Origin of the sequence: Corynebacterium sp. P4-C1 (assembly GCF_030503595.1) — a bacterium.
Taxonomy (GTDB): Bacteria; Actinomycetota; Actinomycetes; order Mycobacteriales; family Mycobacteriaceae; genus Corynebacterium.
The window spans coordinates 1,961,205-1,976,261 of record NZ_CP129966.1; the positions used below are offsets into that span (position 1 = coordinate 1,961,205).

Below are 15,057 nucleotides of genomic sequence, written 5' to 3' on the forward strand. Positions count from 1 at the left end.
TCTAGAAAGGTGTGAGCAACGTTGAAAGACGGGTCCATGACCCGTCTTTCAACGTCTTTGAGCTGTGCCCCTAGATTGAGTACTCGGGGTGGGAGGCGTTGACCATGTCGTCCCACTCGACGATCTTCTTGCGTTCGCGGCCTTCGGCTTCACCGAGGGCGCGCTCAGCGGCGTCGAGGTTGTGCCAGCCTTCCCAGGTGGTCACCTTGACGCCCTTGTCCTTCAGGTGGTCGAGGATGGCCTGGTCGTCGCGGTGTTCGGTGGGGGTGAGGGCACCGTTGCGGTAGTCGTCGAGAAGCATGCTGGTGGTGTCCTTGGCGTCGGACTTGGTGTTGCCGATCAGGCCGACGGGGCCGCGCTTGATCCAGCCGGTGGTGTACAGGCCGGGGACGATGTCGCCGCCGGGCTCGGTGAGCACGTGGCCTTCGTCGTTGGGGATGACGGCGCGGTGGTCGTCGAAAGGTACGCCGTTGACGGCGTCGGAGCGGTAGCCGACGGCGCGGTAGACCGCCTGGACGTCCCAGGTGGTGGTCTCGCCGGTGGCAGTCACGCCGCCGTTGCCGTCGAGTTCGGTGCGTTCAGTGACAAAGCCGCTGACCTTACCGTCCTTGCCGATGATTTCCACGGGGGACTCGAAGAAGTGGATGAACAGCTTGTGCGGGGCGCCCTTCGGGTCGCGCATCGCGTAGCCTTCCAGGGTCTGGCACACGAGGTCGACGCTTTTCGCTTCTCGACGAGCCGCCTCCGACGCCTCGTCGTAGTCGATATCCTCCGGGTCGACGATGACCTCGATGCTCTCGGAGTGGTCCAGCTCCTTCAGTTCGAGGGGGCTAAACTTGGCCTGGGCGGGGCCGCGGCGGCCGAAGACGTGGATCTCCTTCGCGGCGGACGCGTTGAGGTTGTCGTAGACGTTGTCCGGGATCTCCGTGACCTTCAGCTCGTCCGCGGTCTTGGCCAACACGCGGGCGATGTCGAGCGCGACGTTGCCGACGCCGACGATGGCGACCTTCTCGGCGGTGAGGTCCCAGTCGCGGGTGAAGTTCGGGTTGCCGTCGTAGAAGCCGACGAACTGGCCGGCGCCGTAGTGGCCGTCCAGCTCAGCGCCCGGGACGTTCAGGTCGCGGTCCGCAGTCGCGCCGGTGGCGAAGATGACGGCGTCGTAGTACTCCTGCAGCTCCTCGACGGTGATGTCCTCGCCCACGTTCACGTTGGCCAGCAGGCGGATCTCCGGCTTGTCCAGCACGTTGTGCAGGGACTTCACAATGCCCTTGATGCGCGGGTGGTCCGGCGCCACGCCATAGCGGATCAGACCGAAGGGGGCGGGCATGCGCTCGAAGAGGTCCACGTGCACGTCCACATCGGACTTGACCAGGAGGTCGGAGGCGTAGATGCCGGCCGGGCCGGAGCCGACGACGGCGACGCGGAGGGTGTTGTCGGAAGTGGGAGTACTCATAAAGGTCGAAACTGTCCTTTGCGCTGTTGGTGTTGTCTCACGCAGGGCAACCTGCGGATGGTTCTTGCTGTTATTTGTAGCGCCAGTATAGGGCATGAGCCAAACGATTCTAGACAAAGCGGTCTTTTCGATTCGGACTGCTTGGTTAGTTGGTGCGCGGGGCGGGGAGTCGCCGCGTGCCGCCGGCGGTGTAACCAACGCCACCTGCGTGTGTCCGAGGCGGTGACTACACTTGAAACGAGCTGGATAGAGCGCGCAGGTGAGCGCGTCGATCAGCTGCGCGAGATGCGCACACATCGCGTGCAAGGCGCGAATACACCGTGAAGCCAAGGGCGCACGCCCGGAAAGGTTGTTTCTAGATGGCTGCAAACAGGTCCGTTCTCATCACCGCGCTAGGCCGCGCACTCGAGGGAGGTGAGATCGAGGCGCTGGCGGGGGAGAAGAATCTGAAGGTTGTGAACCTGGCCGATCAGGAGCGCGATCTGTCCGCGATCGTGTCGGCGGATCTGCTCGCAAACGGCGACAGCCTGATCGTCGGCACCGGCGAGTACACCTTCGACGCGGAGGTCGCCGCCGCACTCGGTGTCTCGGTGCTGCTGCTCACCGCCGAGGGCGCCGCTGAAAGCCCGGCGGCAGAACTCGCTCTGGCTCGGGTGGGGGAGCTGGGGGCGGAAGCACGGGGCGTCGATAAGCTCGATGCTTCTGCTCTCGACGCCGCACTCGGCGCGGACGCGCGGCAGGTCATGTCCCCGGCCGTGTTCGAGAACTGGCTGATCACCCGCGCCAAGGAGGAACGCGCGCACATCGTTCTGCCCGAGGGTGAGGACGACCGCATTCTCGAGGCGGCGCACCACCTGCTCAAGCAGGACGTGGCGGACCTGACCATCCTCGGCGTCAGCGACGATATTTCGCGCCGCGCCGACGACAAGGGCTGGAACCTCTCCGGCGCGAACATCGTCGATCACCTGAACTCCGACCTGCTGGACGAGTTCGCGGAGGACTTTGCTGAGCTGCGCAAGAAGAAGGGCGTGACCGTCGAGGAAGCCCGAGAGACGATGAAGGACATCTCCTACTTCGCCACCATGATGGTGCACAAGGGCCTGGCTGACGGCATGGTCTCCGGTGCCGCGCACACCACTGCGCACACCATCAAGCCGTCCTTCCAGATCATCAAGACCGCCCCGGGCGCATCTGTCGTTTCCTCGGTCTTCCTCATGGTCATGCGCGACCGCCTGTGGGCGTTCGGCGACTGCGCGGTGAACCCGAACCCGACCGCCGAGCAGATCGGTGAGATCGCCGCCGTTTCCGCCAAGACTGCTGCCCAGTTCGGCATCGACCCGAAGGTGGCCATCCTGTCCTACTCCACCGGCACCTCCGGGTCCGGTCCGGACATCGACCGCGCCGTCGAGGCGACCGCCAAGGCCAAGGAGCTCGCGCCGGACACCGCCATCGACGGTCCGCTGCAGTTCGATGCGGCGGCTGACCCGGGCGTGGGCAAGAAGAAGGCCCCGGATTCCCCGGTCGCTGGCCAGGCGAACGTGTTCATCTTCCCGGACCTCGAGGCCGGCAACGCCGGCTACAAGATCGCGCAGCGGACCGGCGGCGCGCTCGCCATCGGCCCTGTCCTCCAGGGCCTGAACAAGCCGGTCAACGACCTGTCCCGCGGCGCGACCGTCCCCGACATCGTCAACACCGTCGCAATCACTGCTATCCAGGCGCAAGGAGCTAAGTAATGGCCTACGCACTCGTCCTCAACTCCGGTTCCTCCTCGATCAAATTCCAGATCGTGGACCCCACCGCGTCCGCATCCGACCAGCCGTTCGTCACGGGCCTGGTGGAGCGCATCGGTGAGCCGAACGGCCGCATTTCCATCCAGATTGAGGGCCGCCACGTTGAGTCCAACATGCCGATCCGCGACCACCGCGGCGGCCTGATGCTTGCCATCGCCATGCTCGACGCCAACGGCGCCGGCCCGACCCAGGTGGACATCATCGCCTGCGGCCACCGCGTCGTCCACGGCGGTCAGACGTTCAGCGCGCCCGTGCTCGTCAACGATAATGTGATCGAGCTCATCCGCGAGCTCATCCCCTTGGCGCCGCTGCACAACCCGGCGAATATCGACGGCATCGAGGTCGCCCGCGACCTGCTGCCGGACGTGCCGCACGTCGCCGTGTTCGATACCGCTTTCTTCACTGACCTGCCGGCGTACTCCGCGAACTATGCGCTCAACGCCGCCGTGGCCAAGGAGCACAATATCCGTCGCTACGGCGCGCACGGCACCTCCCACGAGTTCATTGCCCTTGAGGTGGCGGACTTTTTGGGTCAGCCGATCGAGGACCTCAACCAGATCGTCATGCACATCGGCAACGGTGCCTCTGCCTCCGCGATCCGCGGCGGCCACCCGATCGACACCTCGATGGGGCTCACCCCGCTCGAGGGCCTGGTCATGGGTACCCGCTCCGGTGACATTGACCCGGGTGTGATCTTCCACCTGGCCCGCAACGCGGACATGAACATCGATGAGATCGACGACCTGCTCAACCGTCGCTCCGGTGTGAAAGGCCTGTCCGGCGTGAACGATTTCCGCGTGCTGCACGACAAGATGGACGAGGGCGACGAGAACGCCAAGCTGGCCTACGACGTCTACATTCACCGTCTCCGCCGCTACATCGGTGCCTACATGATCACCCTGGGCCGCGTGGACACCATCACGTTCACCGCCGGTGTGGGCGAAAACGACCACACCGTGCGCACCAACTCCCTGGCTGGTCTGGAGAACTACGGCATCAAGATCGACGAGGAGAAGAACCAGAACGGCTCCGGCCCGCGCATCATCTCCACCGACGACTCCACCGTCAAGGTTCTCGTCGTGCCGACGAACGAGGAGCTCGCCATCGCGCAGAAGTCCGCCGCGATCGCTGAGTCGCTCTAAACGCCTCCTCCCCCCTTCCTCCGGTACCCGGCACCCCGCGGACGCGGATACCGCGCGCTGCGGGTTCCAGGGTCTCTGCGGCTCAGCTGCGCTCGATAGCCCGGTTCCAGCACTGCTGGGGCCGGGTTTCGCGTCTCCGCCGTTGAGCCGCACTCGCAGCTACTAGAACCAGGTCGCCGGGCGCACCTTATTTGCCGTGTCCACCAGCGCGTAGCGGTGGCGGGCGAAGGGCGCCCGGCGTGCCAGTTCCCGCAGGGTGATTGCCAGGCCGCGGCGCAGATCCTTGATGGTGAAGGGGTAGTCAAACAACTGGGTCTTCGCCGTCGCGGCGCTGGCACCAGAGTCCCGGAGGAACGTTAGGGCGGCGCGTAGCACGGCCACCTTGATCTGCAGCAGGCGCGGCTCGTTGGTGGGGATCTCCTCCAGCCGCCGGGCGGCGCGGCGGATGCGGGATTCCGTGAGCTCGTCGCTGACCAGGTAGAGGATCGTGGTCAACTTGGCCATGCGGTGGTAGCGGGACTGCTGCGGAACCTTGTCCAGCGCCGCCACCGCCATTTCCACTTCGCCTTCGTACATGAGTTGGCGGGCCAGGCCGAACGCCGAGGACACCGTGGTCGGATTCGCCGCCCACACCATGCCGTAGAGGCGCATCGCGTTCAGTCGCAGCGTCGACGGGCGGTCCGTCACGTGCGACCACGTCGGCGAAATTACGCCTGCTTTTTGCTGGGCGGTGAAGTACGAGTTGGGAAGTTCGCCCAGGTCGGTGCGGATGGAGGCGAGGTGGCGGGCGAGGGTGTCGTCGATAAGCTTCTGCTGCTGCAGGCCCGACTGCTGGAGGAGCAGCTCATCCACCGCGGCGAGCGCGAGCTTCGGTGCGGCTTCGCCCGGCACGATGTCCAGCACCTCGGAGAAGTCGCGCTGCGCGGCGGCAAAGTCACCGTGGATGAGCTCGGTGAGGCCCCAGTACCAGTGGTAGCGCCAATCCTGTTTCAGTGGCCCGTCGAGTTTGCTCAGCCAGTGCTGCGCCTGAGAGGTCAGGCCCAAGTCGAGCATCGCGCGCGCCACTGCGAACGGGATTTCCGCGGAGTGGGCGTACTCGGTGGATTGGAAGGCCTGGCGCAGCGTCTCCAGCGTTTCCTGGGGCTCCGCGTATGAGGTGCCGGACAGCAGGCCCGCGCCGACGTCGGAGCGGTCGATCAAGGGAGTGGGCAGGGCGGAGAGCACCTCGGAGGGGGTGATTTCGACGGTGCGGTCGACGCCGTCGATAAGCTGATCCGTGCGGAAGACTAGGTGCTTCGTGCCGAATGTAGTGCGCTGCGGCGAGAACAGTGAATGCTGCGCCGGGTGGTTGATGCCGTCGCGCAACGCGATGATTTCGCGCAGCACCCCGAGCAGCTGCACCTCGAGCTCCTCCACACTTTGGAAACGCTTCCGTGGGTCCGGGTGGCAGCAGCGCGCGAGCAGGCGGTACAGGGAGATGTAGCGGCGCAGCGTCGGCGATTCGGTGGGCGTGGGCAGCCCGTGCGTGTAAGCTCCGCCCTCCTTCGGCAGCTCGAGGATGAGCGCGGCGAGAGTACGGCCAACCGTGTAGATGTCGCTGGCGATGCTGGGGCCTTCCCGCGCCACCTCCGGTGCCTGGTAGCCCTTGGTTCCGTAGATGAACCCGTACGCCCCGATGCCGCTGACCGCGCCCAGATCGATGAGCTTGACCTGGTCTTCCGCGACAATGATGTTGTCCGGTTTGAGGTCGTTGTACACCACGCCGCGGCTGTGCAGGTAGCCCAGCGCCGGCAGCACCTCCAGGATGTAGGCGATCGCCTGGTCGATGGGGAGAAGGTGCGTTTCCTGCGCATTCTTGCGCTCGCGTAACGACGGCCCGCCCACGAACTCCATCACAATGAATCCCCCGTCAACCCTGGGGTCGTCGATGAAGTTGAAGATCTTCACGATGCCGGGGTGAGTGATATCCGCCAGGAATTCCCGCTCCGCCGCCGCGGCCGCCGCCTCGTCCTTGCTCCTCTCCGACTGCATGCCTTTGAGCACCACCACGCGCCCCGCCACGTGGTGGTCCTGCGCCAGGTAGATCCAGCCCATTCCGCCGTGGGCGATCACGCCCTGAATCTGGTACTGGCCAGCGACGATATCGCCCTTTTGCAGTTGGGGCTCCGGGATCTTCTTGTGTACGACCGCATTCGTCGGATCCTTGATGGCCTCCTTCGGCTCCACCGGGTCGACCCATGGAAGCTCCACCATGCCGTCGGCGACGAAGCGTGTCGCGCGCTTGGCGCCGCGCAGTTCACGGAACGTGTCCAGCGCCTGCCTGCGTGCTCGATCGCTCGTGCTCGCCTGCGCCCGGGCCAGAGCCTCCTGCTGCGCCCGCTTGTACGCTTCCTCTTCCGCGTGGGCAGCCTGGGCCCGCTGCACCTGTCCCGCGCGCAGCTCGCCCAAGTCTTTCAGCAGTCCGGCGTATTCGCCCGCGCTGCCGTACAGGTCCGCCTCGTCCGGGTGCGGGACGTGCGTGCTGTCCGTGGTCTCGTCGTCCTCGTCCGCGAACGGGTCGAATGCCACCGCCTCCGTGGCCATCGGTGCCTCTGGGGCGGCGTGCTCTCCGTTCCCGGCGGCCTCTCCGTTCCGGGGGTCTTCCTCGTGCTCATCGTTCTCGTCGTCCTCATCGGCGAACGGGTCGAATGCCACCGCCTGCGTCGCCTGCGGCGCTTCTTCCGGGGCGGACTCCACGGTGCCTTCTGCGGTCCCCGGTGCCTCAGGCTGGGGCGGCCGCGCGTGGTGGGTCACTTGGTCGATGTCGCCGTGGTCGTACCAGGACAGCCAGTCATCCTCCTCGCTACTGCCGCTGTTCCTGGCGCCGTCTTCGGTGCTGGACTCAGTGCCGTCTTCGGTGCCGGCAAGGTCCGCGAAGGGGTCGAAAGCGACCGCCTGGGTGGGCGCGGGGCCGGTGTCGGGGCTCGTGTTGGCGTTCGCGCCGGCGGCCGTGTTTGCGTCTGCGTCTCTGGCTGTGTCCTTTTCAGTCACGGCTTATTCTCCTTCCGCGGCGGGCGCCTCCGCGGCGGGGGCGTCGGGACGGTACTTGGGTGCGGGGGCGGAGCGTGGGGCGATGTGCGGGCTCAGCCAGCGGTTGAACATGGAATCCCACGTGCCGTCGCGGCGGATGCGCTCCAGGGTGGAATTGATCTGGCGTGTCAGGCCGTCATTCCCCTTCGGGATGCCCACTGAGTACTGCTGATTCGCCACTGCCTCCCCGGTGACAGTAGTCAACGGGTCCTGGGCGGCGGCGCCGGCGAGAATGGCCTCGTCGCCGAGCAAGGCGCCGGTCTGGAACTGCTGCAGGGCCATCAGGCAGTCTGCCCAGCTGCGGGTGCGCAGGATTTCCTGGTCGGGGAAGGTGCGGCGGGCCATGTCCAGCACATTGGAGCCGTCGGTGACGCAGATGCGCTCGTCGGTGATATCGGATGTGGACTCGATCCCCGACGCGGTGGGGACCAGCATCCGCACACTGGAATCGAGGTAGGGGACAGAGAAATCGATCGCGTCGTAGCGTTTCTTGGTGATCGACATGGTGCGCACCACAATGTCCACCTGGCCCGACACGATGGCCTCGGTGCGCATGGTGGAATCGATGAAGCGGAAATCCACCCGGTCCGGGTCCCCGAAAATATCCTTGGAGATCTCGCGGGCGAGGTCGATCTCGAAGCCCTTGAGCTCGCCGGTGGCGTTGTCGCGGAAACTAAGGAGGTACTGGGACTGGTCCACGCCGATGATGATGCGTCCGCGGTGGTAGATCTCCGGGATGCGCTCCTCCGGTTTCATATCGTCCGGGCGCACGGAACCGGGCCAGTCGAAGTCCGCGGCTGGCTCCGCGGGCTCCGCGCCAGGCTCGTCGAGCTGTGCGCCGGGCGGGAGGAGATCGTCGTGGATGACTCGGTCGCTCTCCGGCAACTGCGGCGGGGGAGGGGCCGGGGCGCAGGCGGATAAAGGGGCGGCGGCCGTGAGGAGGGCGGCCAGGAGGAAGGGGCGGCGGTGACGTCGATAAGCGGTGCGTGCCATCACATGTACTCCTGGACTCGGGGGCGGATGCCGATGAATGTCGCCACGATCGCGAGCAGCATGAGAGCCATGATGCCCGTGGACACTCCGCGCGTGGTGCCAAGCGCCTCGTTGATGTAGGCGCGTTGTTCGAAGCGGGAGGAGGAGATGAGCTCGGCCATGGAATCGTCGAGAAGTGCGAATGCCGTCGCTGTCGTCGTCTCGTTGGTGATCTCCCCGGTGTCCGCAGCGAGCGTGACAGCGCGGTCGTAGTCGCCGGACTGGAGCGCGCTCATCATGTCTGAATGCGCGTCGCGCCAGTCCGCGAGCGCCTTGCGGGCGGTGTCGACCTGCTGGCGGTTGGCGTCGTTCTCGATCGCGTCGAGCGCGGTGGATACCTCCGCCGACGTGTCGTTGATCGAGCTCTTCGTCCGCTGCGTGTTACGCGTGAGCAGGGTGATCGTCTCGGCCGTGCGCATCTCCTGTGCCGCGGTGCGCGCACCCGTGAGCTGCTCGTAGCTGCCCGACTTGCTCGCGAAATCGTTCCGGCCCGCATCCCACGCCGCGATATTCGACGCGCCCAGCCAGATCATCGCCACCAGCGTCAACGCCGTCGCCGCGAGGAACCCCTTGTTCAGGCGGCGGCGGAACATCCGCCACAGCGCCCACTGCGCCGCCCCCAACGCGATCAACGCCGCCAGCAACCCCGACAACGGCACCACCTGGGCGCGGGTGAGGCGCTTCATCTCGTGCTCCACCTGGTCGCGCGTAATATCCAGAATCACCTGCGCCTTGAGCAGCATTTTCTCGTGCATCAACGAGCTCGCCTGCTGCATGTACGCCACGCCCAGTGGATTGCCCACGCGCTGATTCGCCTGCGCGCGCTCCATCAAGCCCGTGTACTGCGGAATCAGGCGCTGGATCTCGCGAACCAGGTCCTGCACCTTCTCCGTGTCGTCCGCCCGCGTCTCCACGCTGCCGCGCAGCACCTCGTCCGCCGCGACCACCGCCGCGTCGATGGCCTCCAGGTAATCGCGGTGCGACTCCGCGGTCTGCAGCCCCGGCTGCACGAACGATGTTGTCGCCAACGTATCTGCCTGGCTCATGCTCGTGTACAGCGTGTGCGCCGAATTGCTCATCGGCTCCGTCGCATTCAACAACGTCTGCAGCCCCGACTGCCGGTTCGCGCCCGCCTGCGAGGCCGCCGACGCGCCCGCGAACATCAGCAGCGTCAGCACCAGCATCAGCAGCAGAAGCTTGCCGACGCTCGACCACGCGAACCCCCACGCATCCCCCACCCAGCGGCCCGTCCCGCCGAGAGAATCCTGGAGCTTCGTCCGGATGCCCCGCAACCCCTTCTGCGGAGGTGTCTCCTCCAGCAGGTCGAGCCACGCATCCTCGCTCTCCGGCAGCTCCGGACGGGCCTTCGACTTACGCGGTGTGAAGCGGGGGAGTTTCGCGCGGGTGCGATCGAGCGTCCCCGCGCCCGACCTCTCCCGTGTCTTCGCCCCCGGCTCTGCCCGCGTCATTGCCCCAGAATAGCGCACCACCACGCGGATTCGGGCGGTCGCCCGCTGGTTCACCGGGCCGTTAGACTGGTGCGTATGGAAGGTGACGGCAACGGGTGGGTCGACGGCCCCGGCGGCAAGCGCGTGTGGGGCAAGTACGGTGCGGCGGGATTGTTCCTCCGCGCCGGGGACACGGTACTTCTGCAGCACCGTGCGCACTGGGTCGCTGACGGGGGGACCTGGGCGCTGCCCGGCGGCGCGCGCGACTCCCACGAGACCGCCGAAGAAGCCGCCCTGCGGGAAACAGTGGAGGAGTGCGGGATCGACACCTCCCTCGTAGTGGTGGAGAAGGCACTGGTCACCGCCGGCGAGGAGCCCGGGTGGACCTACACCACGGTCATGGCCCACACCACGACCGGCGCCCCCATCGACCTTGAGCCCAACGCAGAATCCATGGAGCTTCTGTGGGTTCCGCTGGACAAAATCAAGGAGTACGAGCTGCACCGGGGGTTCGAGTCGTCGTTGAGTGTGCTTTTGTGGCACGCTGAATCGCATGATTGACGTACAGCACCTGACCAAAGAATATGGCCAGGTCCGCGCGGTCGACGACCTCACGTTCCGGGTCGAACCCGGCGTGGTCACCGGCTTCCTCGGGCCGAACGGCGCCGGCAAATCAACGACGATGCGCATGATCCTTGGCCTGGACACGCCGACATCAGGCAGCGCGCTTATCGACGGTGTCCCCTACCGCTCCCTCAAACACCCCCTCCACAAGGTCGGGGCACTCCTGGACGCCAAAGCGATCCACCCCAACCGCTCCGCCCGCAACGCGCTGCTGTGGCAGGCACAAGCCTCCGGGATCCCCACCTCGCGCGTCGACGAAGTCCTCGACCTTGTCGGCCTGACCTCCGTGGCCGGTAAGAAGGCGGGCAGCTTCTCCCTCGGCATGGGACAGCGCCTCGGCATCGCCGCCGCCATGCTCGGCAACCCCGAGTACCTCATTCTCGACGAGCCCGTCAACGGCCTCGACCCCGAAGGCATCCGCTGGGTCCGCGAGCTGCTGCGCCGCTTCGCCGCCGAAGGGCGCACGGTGCTCGTGTCTTCCCACCTGCTCTCCGAGATGTCGCAGACCGCCGACCGGCTCGTCGTTATCGGCAAGGGCCGCCTCGTGGCCGCCGGGTCCGTCCACGAATTCATCAAGGAGAACTCCACCCTGACCACCGTTGTGCGCTCGCCGCACCTCGATCAGTTCGCTTCCGCACTGCACGCCGAGGGCATCGAGTTCTCCCAAGCCGCGGACCTCGACGGCCGCCCGACACTCGAGATCCCTGAGCGCTCCTCCGAGGACATCGGCGCCCTCGCTTTCTCCACCGGTGTCATGGTCACCGAGCTCACCGAGCGCCGCGCCACCCTCGAGGACGCCTACATCCGCCGCACCGAGAGCGCCGTCGAGTACCACACCGGGCTACCCGGTGCTCCTGCTCCGGCCGCTTCCAGCGATTCCACGACGGGAGAATACCGTGCTTAAAACAATGCTTTCCGAATGGACGAAGCTCCGCACCACCAAGTCTTTCTACTGGACAACCGGCCTCGCGTTCGTGCTCGCAGTTGTATTTGTGGCCCTCGCGGCGGCGTTCGACAACCCGGATTTTCCGCTGTACGCCGGAGCCCTCGTAGTCCAGCAGGTCCTGATCTACGGGCTCATCCCGATGCTGATCCAGGCGGCCATGGTGGTCACCACCGAGTACCGCTTCAACGTGAATTCCATCAACTTCGCCATCACTCCGCAGCGCTGGCAACTGGCCTTGTCCAAGCTCGCCGTCTACGGTCTGATCGCGGTGGTTCTCAGCATCATCATCCTTGTGGCCTCCTATACCGCCGGCGACCAGTTCGCCCCCTACCCGGTGGAGTGGACGACCAATGTCTTCGCCCGCCGCTCCTTCTGGGCCGTGCCGCTGGTGGTCTTCCTGTTGGTGATGATGACGCAGGGATTGGGGTGGATTCTGCGCTCCACAGCCGCAGTGGTGATGATCATGATCACGCTGCCGATCTTCGAGTTCGTTATCGGATTCATCCCCAAGATCGGCCAGAAAGTCCAGTTCATCGCCCCATTCCAGAACGCTATCCCGTTCGTGTTGAACTCCCAGTCCGATAAGCCGAACCCCTTCGGCGGCGACCCGCTGACTCTGTGGGGCTCGTTCGGAGTCTTTGCTGTGTGGGTGCTGGTCATCTACGCCATCGGGCTCCTCCTCCTGGAGCGCCGCGACGCCTAGACCGGTCGGGTGCTGCCCGCGCTGAGCTTTAAGCCCTTCACCTTTCACCCTTCACCTTTCGCCTGCGGATGGGAGTTTCCCTCCGCAGGTTTTCTCATGCCCGGCTATCTTGAGTCGGGCTTCCCCTCAACCGCTGCGGGACCAGCCGTGACGGGACCAACCGCTGCGGAACCAACCGTGGCGAGAGGCTGGTGAATCTGTTTGCTTTTTCCACTCACGCGTGCAAAGACCAAAAACCGTCTAGCTGGGCTTATAGATCTGAGCGCATGGATGGAAATCAAACAGATTCACCGGTTGGTGCGGACCAATCATTTTTGGAGTCGGTTTGGCACCGGTTTAGCGCGGGTTTAGTGCGGGTTTATGGGTTTAGGGGTTGGTTTGGGTGAAGGGGCAGAAATGGGAGTGGAAGAAAATGGGAGTGGCAGAAAATGGGAGGAAGGCTAAGTGCGGGGTGGTGCGGGTGTGTTACTGGAGCGCGGACGTCAGCTTGAGCACGTTGTCGACGTAGCGGCGGGACCACGGCCGCTGGCTCCACTCCTCAAGCGTGAGCTCGCGGGAAACCGAGAGGTAGGCGGCGGCGAGGTTGCACAACTCGGTGATGAGGGGGCCGCCCAGGACAAACAGGCTGTTCTCGTAGTTCAGGGAGAACGAGCGCATGTCCATGTTGGAGCTGCCCATGATCGCGATTTCCTGCAGGTCGGCGGCCGTGGCGGGGGAAGCAGTGGAAGCCGAGGAAGGGGAGGCGGCGGAAGTGGAAGCCGGGGCAGGGGAAGAAGAGGGGGAGCGGCGGAAGCCGGGGCAGGGGAAGGAGAAGAAGCCCACACCACCGGGTCGGCGATCGCGAACTTGGAGTGGAGGACATAGGGGGCGGGGAACTGCCAGATGTGGACGCCGGCCTCGAGAAGCTGCTGGTAATAGGCGGACTGGGCGTGCTGGACCATGAACTGGTCGGCTTTCTCGCCGACGAGCAGGTCGACGCGCACTCCCCGGTAGCAGGCGGTGGTGATGGCCTCGAGCATGGAGTCGTCGGGCACGAAATACGGCGAGCAGAGGATCAGCCGCTCACGGGCGTGGTGGATGAGGGTGTTGAACATCCGCAGGTTGGGCTCGGTGCTGTAGCCGGGACCGGAGGGGATGAGTTGGAGGACGTTCTGGCCTTCGAGTGGTCCGGGGGTGTTGTCGTACGGCGGGGTGATGTCGATGACCTCGCCGGATTCGGTGTACCAGTCGACGGCGAACATGGAGCCGAGGGAAGCGACGACGGGCCCGGTGAGCTCGACGAAGGAGTCGACCCATTGGCGGCCCTTCTTGACGTGGTTGCGCACGAGGTAGGAGCGGTCGATGAGGTTGAAGGATCCCATCATAGCGACGCGGTCGTCGATGACGATGAGTTTGCGGTGGTTGCGCAGGTCGGGCCGTCGGAAGCGCCACTGGAGCGGCAGGAGGGGCAGCATGAGGTGCCACTGGATCCCGGCGGCGGTCAGGCGGCGTTTGAAGGCGCGGAAGCCGGGGTATTTCTGGGAGCCGATGTGGTCGAAAAGTACGCGGACTTTCACGCCGCGTGCGACGGCCCGTTCCATCGCCTCGAAGACGGGGGCGGTGGTGTCGTCCCAGGCCTGGGCGTAGATCTCGATGTGGACGTGGGAGGTGGAGGCGTTGATAAGCTCCGCGATGCGCAGCATTGTCTTCTGGTAGTCGGACCAGAGCGCTTCCACGTGGCCTTCGACCGCGGGGTACCCGGTGAGCGTGCGGTTGAGGCGCGCCATGGACGCCACGTCGCCGCTGAGTCTCACGCTGGAGGGGACGTCGGGGAAGTCGGCGTGGACATCGTTGATCTCGGCGTGCGCCTCCTTCTGGATGCGGTGGCGGCGCCGCGACAGGTAGGTCGAACCGAAGAAGAAGTACAGGGGTAGCCCGAGGAACGGGATGAGCAGGATGATGAGCAGCCAGGCGTTCGCGCTGGACGGCTTGCGGTTTTCGGGGATGACGCCGATCACCACGAATTTGATCGTGTAGTCCACGATCATGAAGATGAGCTGCCAAGTGGAGAGGTCGGGGATCATCGGACGTCGTCGATAAGCAAGCGCGTCACGTCGTAATCCGCGACGACGGGTGCGTGGTCGGATGCGCCCTTGCCTTCGCGCTCATGCTTATCGACGAACCCCCTTCCCTTAAGCCCCGTCAACTGGAAATCGATGAGCATGCCTTCATTCTTTTGGAAGCGCATCGCCTTGTAGTCCCAGTACGAGTACGGTTCATCATGCTCCACGGGGGCGAGACCGGACTCGAGGAGGTTGCCGAAGGCGGCGCGCTCCGGTTCCGTGACGTGCGTCTTGCCCTCGAAGAAGGCGCGGTCCCAGACGTCGGAGTCGGTGGGGGCGATGTTGTAGTCGCCGCAGAAGACCTGCGGGGTGCCTGGTTCGACCGCCTCGGCGAGACGCCAGAGGTACTCGAGCTTGTAGTCGTAGTGGCGGTCGCCGATTTCGCGCCCGTTCGGGATGTAGAGGCTCCAGATCTCGACGCCGCCGCAGGTGGCGCCCACCGCGCGGGCTTCCCGGTCCTGCGGTTTGTCGGGGTCCTTGTTGAAGCCGGGCTGGTTGGGGAAGTGGTCCCGCACATTGTCCAGCCCCACCCGGGAGATCAGCGCTACACCGTTCCACTGGTGATAACCGACGTGGGCGACCTCGTAGCCCGCGGCCTCGAAGGCCGAGTACGGGAATTTATCGTCCGAGCACTTCGTTTCCTGCATGGCCAGAACGTCCACGTCGTTGCGCTCCAAGAAAGCGACGGCGCGGTCGGCGCGCGTGCGCACCGAGTTGATGTTCCACGTGGCAATCCGCATGCGATCTA

Annotated in this window: 11 protein-coding genes and 1 pseudogene; 5 read left to right on the plus strand and 7 right to left on the minus strand. The window is 65.4% G+C overall.

Annotated features, from left to right (window positions below):
• Positions 1 to 70: 70 nt before the first annotated feature.
• Positions 71 to 1,453 carry an FAD-dependent oxidoreductase gene (locus tag QYR03_RS09255; RefSeq protein ID WP_301713313.1) on the minus strand — a complete coding sequence of 461 codons (1,383 nt, stop codon included), beginning with the start codon at positions 1,451 to 1,453 and terminating at the stop codon, positions 71 to 73.
• A gap of 359 nt (positions 1,454 to 1,812) precedes the next feature.
• Between QYR03_RS09255 and pta the strand changes: the two genes are divergently transcribed.
• Together pta and QYR03_RS09265 are read left to right on the plus strand one after the other, a co-directional pair.
• Positions 1,813 to 3,186: a phosphate acetyltransferase gene (gene pta, locus QYR03_RS09260; RefSeq protein WP_301713314.1), complete on the plus strand. Its 1,374-nt coding sequence runs from the start codon at positions 1,813 to 1,815 to the stop codon at positions 3,184 to 3,186.
• Entirely contained in the window at positions 3,186 to 4,385 is a 1,200-nt protein-coding gene (locus tag QYR03_RS09265; protein WP_301713315.1) for an acetate kinase, read from the plus strand. Before pta ends, QYR03_RS09265 begins: the two co-directional genes overlap by 1 nt.
• A gap of 162 nt (positions 4,386 to 4,547) precedes the next feature.
• Here QYR03_RS09265 and QYR03_RS09270 read toward each other — a convergent pair whose 3' ends face one another.
• The 3 genes from QYR03_RS09270 to QYR03_RS09280 form a co-directional block, all read right to left on the minus strand.
• Complete coding sequence (locus QYR03_RS09270; protein WP_301713319.1) at positions 4,548 to 6,968, minus strand: serine/threonine protein kinase; 2,421 nt, start codon at positions 6,966 to 6,968, stop codon at positions 4,548 to 4,550.
• 450 nt (positions 6,969 to 7,418) lie between these two features.
• Positions 7,419 to 8,447 carry a transporter substrate-binding domain-containing protein gene (locus QYR03_RS09275; protein WP_259850206.1) on the minus strand — a complete coding sequence of 343 codons (1,029 nt, stop codon included), beginning with the start codon at positions 8,445 to 8,447 and terminating at the stop codon, positions 7,419 to 7,421.
• The gene (locus QYR03_RS09280) at positions 8,447 to 9,955 is read right to left on the minus strand and encodes a hypothetical protein (RefSeq protein ID WP_259850208.1); all 1,509 of its coding nucleotides are present in this window, start codon (positions 9,953 to 9,955) and stop codon (positions 8,447 to 8,449) included. Before QYR03_RS09280 ends, QYR03_RS09275 begins: the two co-directional genes overlap by 1 nt.
• 75 nt (positions 9,956 to 10,030) lie before the next feature.
• Here QYR03_RS09280 and QYR03_RS09285 point away from each other — a divergent pair, with 75 nt between their 5' ends.
• Genes QYR03_RS09285 through QYR03_RS09295 form a run of 3 tightly spaced genes read left to right on the plus strand, consistent with a single transcriptional unit; the run spans position 10,031 to position 12,207 of the window.
• Positions 10,031 to 10,495, plus strand: coding sequence for an NUDIX domain-containing protein (locus tag QYR03_RS09285; protein ID WP_259850210.1), 465 nt, complete (start codon positions 10,031 to 10,033; stop codon positions 10,493 to 10,495).
• On the plus strand, positions 10,488 to 11,462 hold the full coding sequence (locus QYR03_RS09290) for an ABC transporter ATP-binding protein (RefSeq protein WP_259850212.1): 975 nt from the start codon (positions 10,488 to 10,490) through the stop codon (positions 11,460 to 11,462). Before QYR03_RS09285 ends, QYR03_RS09290 begins: the two co-directional genes overlap by 8 nt.
• Positions 11,455 to 12,207: an ABC transporter permease gene (locus QYR03_RS09295; protein WP_259850214.1), complete on the plus strand. Its 753-nt coding sequence runs from the start codon at positions 11,455 to 11,457 to the stop codon at positions 12,205 to 12,207. The genes QYR03_RS09290 and QYR03_RS09295 overlap by 8 nt, the downstream gene beginning before the upstream one ends.
• Before the next feature lie 465 nt (positions 12,208 to 12,672).
• Here QYR03_RS09295 and QYR03_RS09300 read toward each other — a convergent pair.
• The 3 genes and pseudogenes from QYR03_RS09300 to QYR03_RS09310 form a co-directional block, all read right to left on the minus strand.
• Positions 12,673 to 12,894, minus strand: a pseudogene (locus QYR03_RS09300) (cardiolipin synthase A); the annotation flags it as partial.
• Positions 12,846 to 14,270, minus strand: a complete 1,425-nt coding sequence (locus tag QYR03_RS09305) for a phosphatidylserine/phosphatidylglycerophosphate/cardiolipin synthase family protein (RefSeq protein ID WP_301978592.1) — start codon at positions 14,268 to 14,270, stop codon at positions 12,846 to 12,848. The pseudogene QYR03_RS09300 and the gene QYR03_RS09305, both read right to left, overlap by 49 nt.
• Entirely contained in the window at positions 14,267 to 15,049 is a 783-nt protein-coding gene (locus tag QYR03_RS09310) for an exodeoxyribonuclease III (RefSeq protein ID WP_259850221.1), read from the minus strand. Before QYR03_RS09310 ends, QYR03_RS09305 begins: the two co-directional genes overlap by 4 nt.
• Between the last annotated feature and the right edge of the window lie 8 nt (positions 15,050 to 15,057).